Origin of the sequence: Coleofasciculus sp. LEGE 07092, from assembly GCF_015207375.1 — a bacterium.
Taxonomy (GTDB): Bacteria; Cyanobacteriota; Cyanobacteriia; order Cyanobacteriales; family Coleofasciculaceae; genus LEGE-07092.
Genome location: NZ_JADEWY010000155.1, coordinates 1 through 13621, shown reverse-complemented (window position 1 = coordinate 13621; position 13621 = coordinate 1). Strand labels below are relative to the sequence as shown.

9 protein-coding genes and 1 pseudogene are annotated in these 13621 nt (G+C 47.0%); 5 read left to right on the top strand and 5 right to left on the bottom strand.

All coding sequences use genetic code 11. The features are described 5' to 3' along the window. Positions 1-26: 26 nt before the first annotated feature. Both IQ257_RS25830 and IQ257_RS25825 read right to left on the bottom strand, forming a co-directional pair. A complete protein-coding gene (locus IQ257_RS25830) occupies positions 27-1355 on the bottom strand; it encodes a sensor histidine kinase (RefSeq protein WP_193933319.1) in 1329 nt (442 codons plus the stop codon). Positions 1356-1504: 149 nt separating this feature from the next. After that, entirely contained in the window at positions 1505-2257 is a 753-nt protein-coding gene (locus IQ257_RS25825; RefSeq protein ID WP_193879646.1) for a winged helix-turn-helix domain-containing protein, read from the bottom strand. A gap of 527 nt (positions 2258-2784) precedes the next feature. On the opposite strand from IQ257_RS25825, the gene IQ257_RS25820 reads away from it, so the two are divergent. Beyond that, positions 2785-3531: a creatininase family protein gene (locus IQ257_RS25820; protein ID WP_193879643.1), complete on the top strand. Its 747-nt coding sequence runs from the start codon at positions 2785-2787 to the stop codon at positions 3529-3531. A 223-nt stretch (positions 3532-3754) separates the two neighbouring features. On the opposite strand, the gene IQ257_RS25815 is transcribed toward IQ257_RS25820, so the two are convergent. Continuing rightward, positions 3755-4912, bottom strand: a complete 1158-nt coding sequence (locus IQ257_RS25815; RefSeq protein WP_193879640.1) for a glycosyltransferase — start codon at positions 4910-4912, stop codon at positions 3755-3757. Positions 4913-5074: 162 nt separating this feature from the next. Between IQ257_RS25815 and IQ257_RS25810 the strand changes: the two genes are divergently transcribed. After that, positions 5075-6901 (top strand): glycosyltransferase family 39 protein, encoded by a 1827-nt coding sequence (locus tag IQ257_RS25810; RefSeq protein ID WP_193879638.1) that lies wholly within the window; start codon positions 5075-5077, stop codon positions 6899-6901. A 99-nt stretch (positions 6902-7000) separates the two neighbouring features. Here the strand turns inward: IQ257_RS25810 and IQ257_RS25805 are convergent, their stop codons facing one another. Further along, a complete protein-coding gene (locus IQ257_RS25805) occupies positions 7001-8023 on the bottom strand; it encodes an isochorismatase (protein WP_193879635.1) in 1023 nt (340 codons plus the stop codon). Between the two features lie 232 nt (positions 8024-8255). On the opposite strand from IQ257_RS25805, the gene IQ257_RS25800 reads away from it, so the two are divergent. The 3 genes and pseudogenes from IQ257_RS25800 to IQ257_RS31700 all read left to right on the top strand — a co-directional run bounded on the left by IQ257_RS25800 (position 8256) and on the right by IQ257_RS31700 (position 13108). Beyond that, a complete protein-coding gene (locus IQ257_RS25800) occupies positions 8256-9203 on the top strand; it encodes an NAD(P)-dependent alcohol dehydrogenase (protein WP_193879632.1) in 948 nt (315 codons plus the stop codon). A 253-nt stretch (positions 9204-9456) separates the two neighbouring features. Then, a complete protein-coding gene (locus tag IQ257_RS25795; protein WP_193879629.1) occupies positions 9457-10527 on the top strand; it encodes a TIGR03032 family protein in 1071 nt (356 codons plus the stop codon). Between the two features lie 33 nt (positions 10528-10560). Then, positions 10561-13108, top strand: a pseudogene (locus tag IQ257_RS31700) (hypothetical protein). On the opposite strand, the gene IQ257_RS25785 reads toward IQ257_RS31700, so the two are convergent. Next, the coding region (locus IQ257_RS25785) for an IS200/IS605 family accessory protein TnpB-related protein (RefSeq protein WP_193879626.1) at positions 13085-13621 on the bottom strand (537 nt) is incomplete at its 5' end. The pseudogene IQ257_RS31700 and the gene IQ257_RS25785 sit on opposite strands and share 24 nt — an antisense overlap.

Sequence of the window (13621 nt, the reverse complement as noted above, 5' to 3'; positions counted from 1 at the left end):
CCCCTGCCCCCTCACACCCAAACGAACTACTCACTGGATACTGCGGTTGGATGGGGAAGTTGGATTTGCAACCAAGCACCGCCAGTTTCGGGATGATTTCTGGCTCTAACAGTGCCACTGTGGGCTTGAACAATTTCCTGTACGATTGAAAGCCCTAAGCCGCTACCGCTACTTCTTCCTAAAGCAGATGAACCTCCGGAGACGGGGGCGCGATACCGGGAAACATCTCCTCGGTAAAGCCGCTCAAACACGTGGGGTAAGTCGGAGGCGGAGAAGCCAGAACCGGAATCTATAATATCGATTTGAATAAAAGATTCTTCTTCTACGAGAGCGTCAGAGTCAATCCCTGCCTTTTGTGTAGGAGTTACTTTAACTTGAATCAGGGCTTGGGGAGGGCTGTGCTTGATGCTGTTATCTAATAGATTTAAAAATACTTGAATTAGTCGGGATTTATCGCCTCGGGCTGAGAGGGTATCAGGACCTTGATAAGCTAGGCTTAACTGTTTTTGTTGGGCTAGAGGCTCTAAGCGCTGCCAAGCTGATTCAATTAAAGACCGCAGTTCTACAGATTGATAGGTCAGGCTTTTACTGGGATTTTTTTCTAAATGGCTTAGTTCCAGCCAATTTTGTACGAGTTCGATCAGCCGATTCGTTTCCTGTAGGAGTTGCTCGATCCAGCGACTTTCGGGAGGCTTAACGCGCCCTTGCAGGGTTTCTGCTACCAAGCGAATAGAAGTCAGCGGGGTTCTGAGTTCATGGGCTAGGTCAGAAACCCACTGATTACGGGATTGGGACAGTTCAACTAGGGGTTGTCGGTTTTCCAGAAAAACACTGACTTGTCCGTGAGAGAGGGGCAAACTAGAGGCTCGCAAGGTTAGCGATCGCACTTCACCCATTGCTGCTCCATCAATGCAAGCTGGATGAAAGACCCATTCCTGGATTGCAGGTTGTTGCTGTTCGCGGGTTCGTTCAATTAACTGATCCAGTTCGTAGGAACGCACTAACTCTAGGAGCAAGCGCTTCTGTCCCGGTTGCCAACGGTCGAGCTGCAATAACTGACGCGCTTGCTCGTTGCACCAGATCAAGCGGTTGTCTTCGTCTACTTGCAAGTATCCTACAGGCGCTACTTGGAGTACCTGTCGGGTTGTGTTCAGTTTCTCTTTGATCTCGGCGCGATCGCCAATCAGGATCGCGATCGCGCTCCGCAATTGAGAAACGAGAGGGAATGAATTATCGGTAGATTCTGCTGGCAACAATTCCAACATTCTCTTAAGCTGCCGCTGGCGTTGGCGCTGCTGCCACCAACAAAAGCCAATACCCAGAGCTAGACCCAAAATAAATATCAGAAGGGTCATGTGTCTCTTGTCCTTTGTTTTGTCCTTTGATCAACCCCTTGCAACTGTTGGGTTTTAGCGGCTTCTATTGCCTGTTCAACAGTTCCAGAATAAGAGCAAGACGTCTCATGACTGACAACTTTTTGACCCATGACTTGTGATGGGTGACGCTAGCCAAATCGATAGCCAAAACCGCGAACGGTAATCAAGTATTCTGGCTGGCTGGGGTCTTTTTCTAATTTTTCCCGCAACCAGCGAATGTGAACGTCTACGGTTTTCGTGTCTCCCAAAAAGTCTGCTCCCCACACCTGATCGATTAACTGATCGCGAGACCAAACTCGGCGCGGATAGCTCATAAACAACTCCAGAAGCCGGAACTCTTTTGGTGAGAGATTGACTTCTTCACCCCGAACAGTAACTCGGCATTCTTGGGGATAGAGCTTGATATCCCGCAATTGCAGATGGGAGGCTTGGGGTAAGGAGCTAAAACGTTGGCGGCGCAGTAAGGCTCGGCAGCGGGCGATTAATTCTCGCATACTGAAAGGCTTGGTGAGGTAGTCATCTGCGCCCACTTCTAAACCTAAAACTCGGTCAGTTTCACTCGCTTTGGCACTGAGAATCAAGATTGGCACTGGATTGCCTTGATACCGTAACAACCGACACAGATCTAAACCATTGATCTGAGGAAGCATTAAGTCTAGGATGAGCAGGTTATAAGGGAACTCCCGGTCATTGGGTTCGTCCTCCTGAAGCAGCGTTAAAGCTGTACGCCCATCGGCAGCCACTTCCACCTCATAGCCTTCCTCTTCTAAGGAAAGGACAAGCATTTCCCGAATTAAATCTTCATCTTCTACGACCAGGACGCGGCTGGTTTGTGCCAAATCCGGACTAGAAGTACTGTGCGGTAGATCGAGAGAAAGCATAAAAGCAACTGGATATCTGAAGTTCTCTAGCCTTTGTATACACCAAAATCACTGCTTTGGGCTGAAAAAAAAGAACGATCTGCAAATGTATTGTCAATTCCAGCTTGACACAATTTTGTGATATCAGGGTTTATCGTGTTATTTTTTGACTACTTAATAAAGTTCTTTTAACTTTGTTGTCCATTTCTAGAAATTAGAATACTATACTGAATAGTGTAATACGTGTCATACGCAAGTATGACAGTAATGAGGGGTCTTACAGAATAAGAGCAGTGGGCTGGTAGCCCCAGTCCACTCGCTTTAACTCTCCTAACGGTTGAATATACAAAGCTTCAACTTGAGCCGTCTCCAATTCTGTTTTGGGTTGGGGGCGGAAATTCTACTTGGCTTCAGTGCATAACTTAACCCTCGGCACGACTGAAAAACCGATTGCGGCGATTTGGTATTGGGCATTCAAGGGGGGTAGGAAAGGGCAGGACTCGATGAAAAAAAATGCCTAAAGATTCTTGATACGAGACAAAGTAACAATGCAGCTACATTTGATGACTTGGACAGAGGTGGAAGAGTACCTGAAGCGATCGCCAGGAATTATTCTGCCGATTGGCTCAACAGAGCAACACGGACCGACGGGATTGATTGGGACTGATGCGATTTGTGCCGAAGCCGTTGCCCGAGGAGTCGGCGAAGCGACAAATGCTGTCGTCGGTCCAACCATCAACGTGGGTATGGCGCTGCATCACACTGGCTTCCCTGGCACGATCAGCCTCAAACCTACTACGTTAATTCACCTCATTCAGGATTACCTAACCAGTTTAACCCGAGCCGGATTCACCAAATTTTTCTTTATTAACGGTCACGGCGGTAATATTGCTACGCTCAAGGCAGCATTTGCTGAGAGTTACGCCTACCTTACCGACTTGAACGTTCCCAATGCTGATCGGGTACGATGCCGCCTCGCCAACTGGTTTACCTGTAGTTCCGTTTATAAATTAACGAAAGAATTGTACGGCAATCAAGAAGGTTCTCACGGCACACCCAGCGAAGTCGCAGTAACTCAATACTTCTATCCAGATGCCATCAAGCAAGTACCCCTGTTGGCAGAAGTGGCATCCGGACACCCCATTTACGGTGCCATTGACTTCCGGCGTCACTATCCGGATGGACGCATGGGTTCAAACCCTGCCTTAGCAACACCGGAACATGGCAAGCAGTTTTACGAGTTTGCAGTGAAAGAAGTCAGTGAAGCGTATTTGCAGTTTCTGAATGCGGAATAGGTTGATGACAGGGCTTTAGGGACGGGGTAAACTCATAGCAGTTTTCCTTCCAGTTTTAATCAGTGGAAACCCTATTTTTTCTATTTCAAAAGATAGGTATTTTTGACAATCACTGACCTGTATTTTTTTACCATAATTTGGTTCAACTTTTACAGCACTTGGGCTACGGGGCGCGTGTCGCCCTCTCAGCTTCTATTGCTGATCATCTTAATTTTTTCTGTGATCAAACTTTGCTTAGACTCAACAATGTATCCAAATAGTTTTGAATCGCAGCTTCTAAACTAAACTGCTGCAACCAAGCAGGTTCCACCGACTTAAAATTACCAGACAAAACCTTCAAAATTGCATCAGCTATTGCTTCACTATCACCGACCGGAACCAGCCAACCGTACTTCCCGTTATCCAAAATTTCATTAGGTCCACTGGGGCAGTTGGTAGAAACCACTGGAATTCCCACTGCCAATGCTTCTATCAGTACAGTTGGTAATCCTTCCCAGGCTGAAGACAATACAAAGACTGCGGCTCGTTTCATATAAGCATAAGGATTTTTCACAAAACCAACCCAAGCGACATCAGCCTCAATCCTTAACTCTTTCGCCAGCGCTTCGAGGCGTTTTTGCTCTCGACCATTGCCTAACATCATCAACCGAACAGGTTGTACCTGTCGAACCTTAGCAAAACCACGGAGTAGGGTAGGAAAATCCTTTTGCTCTACAAACCGTCCCGCTCCGACAATAACTGGAGGTTCTCCACTTGTGAACCAGGGATGTTCCACAGGTTCTTCGATTTTTTGTCTCAACTCTGGAGTAATTACCGGATTATAAATTACTTTAATTTTTTTTAAATATAAACCTGCTACATGAGCCAGATCCTTAGCCACGCCCTGAGAAACTGCCACGATTCCATCAGCTCCAGGGTAAAAAAGTCGTGCAGTAAGGGGTATCAAACGAGAGGAAACCTGCTCTACTCGTCTTGCCTCTACAGAAAGAGTGGTATGCTCAGATACTACGATACGAGTCTGTGACCTGGCTAGATATTTCGCTAAAATAGCTATCTCATTAGGGTAATGATTGCCTGAAAGGAGTGCAGTCGGTTTTTCCGTTTGGAGATAGCGTATTAGTTTGGGAAGACTAGTTGTGGATTGAAAACTAGTGGGTAACTTGAAGAGTCGATGCTGGTCTAATTTTGAAGAGTGAAGATCTACAATCCTTACATCGGCAGGTACTTGGGACAAGTAAGCTCCTTCTGCCTTTGCAAGAACTAGATCGACCATAATCCCTCGCTGGGCAATACCAAAAGCTACATTTAGCATCACCCGCTCGGCGCCACCAGCACTCAGAGTTCGCAGGAAAATAGCAATGTGAGGTTGAGCCTCAACCATAGTGAATATGCTCCGGCTCTATTGCGATTAAGTTGCGTCTATCGTAACCGATGCCCCTTATTCTCGTGAACATTGCTTTTATTAGTGTTCAGTCAACAGATCTAAAATGTTATCAAGGCATCAGGTATTGTGAAATTTAACCCCTAAATTCTGACTCCTTCTTTGCAATCTAAAAAAAACCTCCACCTATTACTGCTACTAGCATCGATCGCTATTGGCACCGCTTTACGCTTTACCCAGCTCACTTTGAAGTCTCCTTGGACGGATGAGTTCGCTACGCTGGTGTTTAGTCTGGGGAATAGTTTTCACACTGTACCCTTAGATCAGGCGATTTCCCTAGAAACTCTGCTAAAACCCCTACAACTCGATCCAGACGATGGGGGAGGGGCAGTAACCCGTCACCTATTTGCTGAGGATCATCATCCTCCCCTATATTTTCTGCTGGCTCACTGGTGGATGAAACTGTTTCCCACATCGGCTGTGGAGACGTTCCAGGGAACCTCTCTACTGTGGGCGGCGCGATCGCTTCCAGCGTTGTTGGGGGTAGTCTCGATTCCAGCTATGTACGGCTTAGGTTGGCTGGCATTTCGTTCCCGATTAGTAGCTCAACTGGCAGCCGCAATGATGGCGGTTTCTCCTTACGGTATCTATCTAGCTCAGGAAGCTCGTCATTACACCCTAGGAATTCTCTGGGTGATTGCCTCGTTGTGCTGCTTGGTTGTTGCCGTGCAGCATCTCCAACGCCGAACACCCCTGCCCATTAGGGTAGTGCTGTGCTGGATAGTGGTTAACAGTTTGGGCATAGCAACCCACTACTTTTTTATTCTGACTCTCTGTGCTGAGGCAATCGTATTGCTGGGATTTTGTCTTTTACAAAGTTCCTGGATTGAGAGATTGGGAAAATTTTTGCCCATTCCCCATTTCCCATTCCCTATTCCTCCCTCCCATTGGTGGCGGATTGCTCTTGTTGCTACTGGCACCCTCGTAGGCTGTTTGGTTTGGTTGCCCGTGTTGCAGAGCAGTTACGATCCTCAGATGACTCAATGGATTAGGGGGAGCGATCGCACTTTTTTGACGACTATCAGCCCCATTTTTCAAGCGCTAGCAGCTTGGATTACGATGATTTCTTTGCTACCTGTGGAGGCGTCATCCCTGCTAGTGGTACTCGCCTCTGGTGCGGTAATGATCGGCTTTTTCATTTGGGCAGTGCCGATTTTCTATCGCGGCATAAAAATTCAGGGGGAGAATCCTGAAACTCGTTTAGTGATAGGTATTTTGGTAGGGTTTGTTTTAGGAGCGATCGCTTTATTTTTCGGAATTACCTACATTTTTGATACTGACCTGACCCGGGGAGCTAGGTATAATTTTGTCTACTTTCCCAGTATCATCCTCTTAGTTGCAGCCGCACTTGCTGTTAGTTGGAATGATTTGGGACAGGATAAATCCTCCCACAAATATACCATTTCTCAAAAAAGACGAGCCGTTGCTATCATCTGGCTCATGGGTTTGTTCAGTGGTATTACGGTAGTCAGCAATTTGGGCTATCAGAAATACTACCGCCCTGACCTTTTAGTGCCAATGATTCAACAGACATCCCCAGTCTCCGTTCTAATCGCCACAACCCATAATACGCTAGTTCAAACGGGTGAACTGATGGGAATTGCTTGGGAGTTCAAGGGTTCTGCTAATTTACAAGCATTACCTCTCAATCCCCAGTTTCTCTTAGCCCATCAAGATCAATATCGGTGTGAAGGAACGGCTTGTCAAGCCTCTACCACCCTCGATCAAACCCTTGCTCAACTGTCGCGTCCTCTAGATGTATGGCTGGTAAATTTTAACGCCCCAGTAAAAGATATGCCAAACTGTTTTGCAGAGGATTCTTCCCAGTACCAGATTTTAGTGGATGGTTATGACTATCGGATGTATCACTGCCTTACCGATGATTTTTTGGGAAAAGGGAAAAAGATAAAAAAGGCAACTGAAGACTAGATCCCCGACTTCTCTAAGAAGTCGGGGATCTGAACTCCAAACGACAAAATCCATACAGAGGAAAAACTATCCTAGACTTTTAGGACGTGCTTGCTAAGTTTACACATCCATTGACTCCGTTGACTTGATCAAATGCATCCCAGCATCAGCAAAGCGCTGAAAGGCAGCATCTGCTTGTTCGCTGAAGTCTGCCGCACCAGGAACTACAACCGCAGAGGTACAATCGTCTAGAAGATAGACTTTTTGAGCAAGATTTGCATCTCTTGCCTGTATTTCACTTAACAGGTGGTCAATTGTCCAAGCGACACAGTGGCTCTTTGCCTGACCTGCAATAATTAATTGGTCAAAACTCAGCAATTTTTCAATAAATGGAGTATTCTTTTGAGCGATCGCTTGGTTATTTGGGTCTACCAAAACTTCAGGTTGCAGGACTGAATAATTCTCAGTGAGAGCATTACCGCCTTTAACTTCAAAATGAGTTTGGCTTTTGCGAGCGATACTGTGGAAAAAGCAAGCTTCCTCGACAGCAGAAACCAACGCATAACCGATACCGCCTAACATAGCATGGTATGGCCAAATAGTTAAGGGATATTTGCTATCCAGGTTCAGTGTTTTGGTGTAGTGCAGGGCGTAATCTTGCAACCCTTGATAATCACTGTGACTGAGGTTAGGAACGACTGCGGGGTTAATTTTCCAAACTCCTTTTTCCACATCCTCCATCGAGATATTGGTCATGGCTGGGGGATGTTCCCCCGCCTCATTAATCCAAAATACGGAATGGAAAATTTGCATAGCGGTGTGGGTATCTAAGGTTACGGCAATTTCGGTAATTGACCCTAGATTGCGATACATAAACTCACACAACCGCACGTTATCATCTACAGCTCCTGTACCCGACTTGCCACCTACGAATAATTCAAATCCGGGGATGCAAAAGGTATTCTGTGCATCGATTACGAGCAAGCAAATCTGGGCTTCGTCTCGCTCCGCAGGCTGGAGCTTATGCTGTTTTGCCCAAGCTTGGGCTTCAGCCATTCGCTGCTGGTAAGGAACTCGCCAGACTTCTCCGACTTTCTGAGAGTCGAAATGAGAGGGGATGGATAGTTCGTTCTTCATAGTCATACTTTCAATTAATTTAGCAGTCAGAATACAGCAGACAGGAGTCAGGAGTTAAACTGAAAAAATCCTTGAGCTATGTTTAAGTGTTAGAAAATACGGGAATTCTATTTCACAACTGATTTGAACCCGCTATATTAACATAACCCGACTTAAAATTCAGCCTTAAGAAGGAGAGCTTTACTCGCTCATTATTGGTAATAGTTGTGAGTTAATGGATTAAAATTGGGAATTTTTGATGAAAGCTGCTGTAATCAACAAGTATGGCGGAGCTGAAGTCTTTCAATACGCAGACTTGGCAATGCCTCAAATCAAAACAAACGAGCTACTAGTCAAAGTTCAAGCCTCCAGCATCAACCCCATCGACTGGAAAATCAGAAAGGGTATGCTTCAACTTCTCACGGGCTACAATTTCCCCTTAGTGTTGGGGTTTGACGTTTCTGGAGAGGTTGTGGAAGTCGGGGATTCAGTTACGCGCTTCAAGGTAGGAGACCAAATTTACACACGCCTTGATAATATAACCGGAGGCGCTTATGCCGAATATGCTGCCGTTTCCGAAAAAGCAGCTTGCCTCAAACCTGAAACGATGACTCACGAAGAAGCAGCGGCTGTGCCTCTGGCAGCGTTGACAGCCCTGCAAGCCTTACGAGATGAGGGCCAAATTCGGAGGGGGCAAAGCATTCTCATTAATGGTGCTTCTGGTGGAGTGGGTAGCTATGCGGTGCAAATTGCTAAGGCTTTTGTGACAGAGGTAACGGGTGTTTGCAGTACGAAGAATATTGAACTTGTAAAAAGTTTGGGAGCTGACCGCGTTATTGATTATACTCAGCAAGATTTTACAATAGCTCCTACTAAGTACGACATTATATTCGATGTAGTGGGTAATCAATCCTTCTGGAGCTGCCAAAATAGCTTGCAACCCAATGGGGTTTACATTACCACCCAGCCTTATCCTGGCGATTTTGTACAAAGTTTTCTCACCCAGATAGTTCCTGGCAAAACGGCTAAAGTTATTCTTCTACAAACCAATGGTTTAGATTTGGCTAGCCTCAAGGAACTGATTGAAGCGGGTAAAGTTCGGTCGATTATCGAACAAACCTATCCCCTATCTGAAATTGCCACTGCTCATCGGGAGAGTGAAAAGGGACACGTAGTCGGTAAGCTGGTTATTACTGTTGCAAGTTGATACATTCGTTATAAGGATATCCAATCTATTGCCCTGAAGGGTTGAGCCTGGTAGAAGCCTATCATCTCTCCCGAATCTTTTTCAATTTGCGATCGCATCAGTGCTAACCGCTTGGGTAATCGCTTCCTTAAGGTTGTGTAAAGAGCAACGCTTGGTTTTGTAAAGATTCGATGAAGATGAGATGTGACTGAAATAAGTTATGGGAAAGGATGTAGGCTTTGGTATTAGAAAACGGTAACGAAGAGGACAAATCGTGCATCTACCCACATCATCCTCAACGAATTCCCCCTCATTAGAAATCACTGGCTCCCGCCAGTTCAATTCCTGGCTAGCTGAACAAAATCTTAGCCTTGCTTTCACCACTTATCAAGCGGGCAAGGTTTTTTTTATTGGGTTGCAGCCGACGGGACAGCTATCGATATTTGAGCGTACCTTTGAGCGTTCTATGGGCTTATGTGTAAAGGGTTCAACCCTTTATCTGAGTTCGCTGTATCAGTTGTGGCGGTTTGAAAATGTCCTGGAGTTGGGGCAAGTTCACAACGGTTATGACTGCCTGTTTGTGCCGCAGGTGGGTTACATAACGGGGGACTTGGATGTGCATGATGTTGCTGTAGATGATTCACATAAAGTCATATTTGTCAATACTTTGTTTGGTTGTTTGGCAACCGTTAGCGAACAGTATAGTTTTATCCCTCTGTGGCAACCGCCGTTTATTTCTAAGTTGGCGGCAGAGGATAGGTGTCACCTGAATGGTTTGGCGATGCGCTCAGGGCAACCGGGATATGTGACGGCGGTGAGTCAGTCGGATGTTGCGGATGGTTGGCGGGATAAACGGCGGGATGGGGGTTGTGTGGTTGATGTGGGTACTAATGAGGTGATTGTGACGGGGTTGTCGATGCCTCATTCGCCGCGACTGTATCGGGATAAACTCTGGTTGCTCAATTCTGGCACAGGGGAGTTTGGGTTTGTTGATTTGAGTCGGGGAGAGTTTGAGTCAGTGGCGTTTTGTCCCGGTTATTTGCGCGGGTTGGCGTTTAGTGGTGATTTTGCGATTGTGGGGTTGTCGAAGCCGAGGGAGAATAAGACGTTTTCGGGTTTGGTGCTCTCTGAGCGGTTACAGAGTAAGCAGGCTGAACCTCGGTGTGGGTTGTTGGTGATTGATTTACGCAGTGGGGATATTGTGCATTGGTTGCGCATTGAGGGGATAGTCACGGAGTTGTATGACGTGGCGGTGTTGCCAGGGGTGCGGCGTCCGATGGCGATCGGGTTTAAGACAGATGAAATTCGGCGTGTGGTAAGGATTGGTTCGGTTGAACACAAGTAAAGGACTATCTGAAATTTAACGGAGGGATTTACTATGGCAACTGCATCTTTTAATCTCAGTGAACTTAACGGTAGCAACGGCTTTGTAATAAACGGCATTGATGAGGGTGATTTCTCAGGTGGTTCGGTGAGTGGAGCCGGAGATATCAATGGGGATAGGATTGATGACTTGATTATCGGTGCTACGCGTGCTGACCCCAACGGTAACTCGAGTGCAGGAGAAACTTATGTGGTGTTTGGTAAAAGTGGGGGTTTCGATGCCAGTCTCAACCTTTCTCAACTCAACGGTAGCAACGGCTTTGTCCTCAACGGCATTGATGAAGTTGACTTCTCGGGGTCTTCAGTCAGCGATGCCGGAGATATCAATGGGGATGGCATTGATGACTTGATTATCGGTGCTACGCGTGCTGACCCTAACGGTAACTCCTCTGCAGGAGAAACCTACATTGTGTTTGGAAAAAGTGGGAGTTTTGATGCTTCTCTCAACCTGTCTGAACTCAACGGTAGCAACGGCTTTGTCATCAACGGCATTGATTTTTATGATGTTTCAGGCTTCTCTGTAAGTGGGGCGGGGGACATCAACGGCGATGGCTTTGACGACCTAATTATTGGGGCCCCTGTTGTGGATACAACTGAAGTCTTCTACGACCCTCCTTCGGGTGAAAGCTATGTAGTGTTTGGTCAAGCGGAGGGATTTGGTGCGAGCCTCAACCTCTCAGACCTCAATGGCAGCAATGGTTTTATTATCAGTGGGATTAATTCAGCAGATCTTTTAGGCATCTCTGTCAGTGGTGCTGGGGATATCAATGATGATGGCATTGATGACCTGATTATCGGTGCCGACGATGCTGACCCCAACGGTAACGAGGGTGCAGGGGAAACCTACATCGTGTTTGGTAATGAAGAGGGTTTTGATGCCACTCTCAACCTTTCTCAACTCGATGGTAGTAACGGCTTCGTCCTCAACGGCATTGATGAGCGCGACTTCTCAGGTGGTTCAGTCAGCGGAGCCGGAGATATCAATGGAGATGGCATTGATGACTTGATTATCGGTGCAAACGGTGCTGACCCCAACGGTAACTCGAGGGCAGGAGAAACTTATGTGGTCTTTGCTAACAGCGAAGGTTTTAATGCTTCACTTGAGCTGTCTGAACTCAACGGTAGCAATGGCTTTGTCCTTAACGGCATTGATGAGCTCGACAACTCAGGTGTTTCAGTGAGTGGAGCAGGAGATATCAATGGGGATGGCATTGATGACTTGATTATTAGTGCCTGGAATGCTGATCCCAACGGTAACTCGAGGGCAGGAGAAACTTATGTGGTCTTTGGTAACAGCGAAGGTTTTAATGCTTCACTTGAGCTGTCTGAACTCAACGGTAGCAATGGCTTTGTCATTAACGGGATTGATCCGGATGACCTCTCAGGTTTTTCGGTGAGTGGAGCAGGAGATATCAATGGGGATGGTGTTGATGACTTGATTATCGGCGCACCGGGAGCTGACCCCAATGACACCCCCGGTGCAGGAGAAACTTATTGTGGTCTACGGTAACATTCCCCCAGAACTTGACCTCAACGGCAATGAAGCAGGCATTGATTTTACCACCACTTTTACCGGAAGTGCTGTCTCGATTGTCGATACTGATAACCTAACCCTAACTGACCCCAACAGCACCACCCTCGCCAACGCTACCGTCAAAATCACTAACCTCAAAGATGGCGCAGCCGAAATCCTCGCTGCCAATACCAGTGGCACTAACATCACCGCCAATTACGACTCCTCCCTCCGCACCCTCATCCTCAGCGGTGAGGATACCGTCGCCAATTACCAACAAGTTCTAAGAACCGTCACCTATAACAATACTGCCGCCACCCCCGATACCAGCGATCGCATTATTGAATTTGCGGTTAACGATGGCGCAGCTCACACGAACCTCAGTACCATCGCCACCACTACCCTTACCTTCAGTTCCGGTCAACCTCCCATCGATGGCACACCCAAAAAAGATACCTTAGTTGGCACTCCAGATAATGATCTAATCAACGGTTTCGGCGGTAATGACACCCTCGCTGGCGGACTCGGAAACGACCAAATCTTCGGCGGTGACGGCGATGATGTCCTGCGCGGCGACCTCAACACTCGCTCCCCCGGTGGTACTATCGGTGGCGATGATATCATCTACGGTGGTGCAGGTAATGACCGCATTGGCGGCAAAGGCGGTAATGACCAACTCTTCGGCGAAGCAGGCGACGACCAAATCTGGGGAGACGATGGCGATGATATCCTGCGCGGCGGTTTAGGTAACGATACCCTCGTCGGTGATGACTTCTCCGGCGGTAGCGGTAGTGATACCTTTGTTTTAGCTGCTGGTGAAGGTACGGACACCCTTGTTGATTTCCGCATCGGTGAAGACTTCATAGGTTTGGCAGAGGGTTTGAGCTTCGGTCAGTTGTCCATTACTCAGGATGGGAATAATACCTTGATTGGGTTTGAAGAGGAAACACTAGCAATTCTAAACGGAGTGAACGCCAACCTACTCACAGAGTTGACACTCCCCGGTCTAAAGACGCGGGGATTCTGCTGACAAAGTAGATTGTGGCAAAGCCCACAATCTTACTCTCGCTACGGTCGTCAAACACCGTCTACCCAGTCGGTTTAGGTCAATGCCTAACTTTCTGGCTACTTTTCTCAAGATATTGGCGCTGCCGTTAAGGTCTGCGTTAACAATTGAGCCGTCACAACTCTTGAACAACCCACGTTTGATGCGTTTTCCTGATGCTTTCCACCCTTCTGGCTTTTCGCCAAACTTGGGCAGGGAGTCTCCATCAAGATAACTACCTTTGCTGGTGTAGGCTTCTTCTGTCACCTCTAAGCGAATGCCGTAAACTTCACACAATTGCTGCAATCGGTCTTTAAGTTTGCCTAAGGGAATCTGAACAAATTTTTGATTGTTCAACCTGCCCATGTTGGCATTATCTTTGAATCCTTCGTTCCACCCCAAAACAATCGTGCTTATGCCATATTTTAGGCAGTGGTTGACAATCAACCTTGCCGCCTTGTTGATACCATCCCTCATCCGGTGATTTCGCTTTCTGGT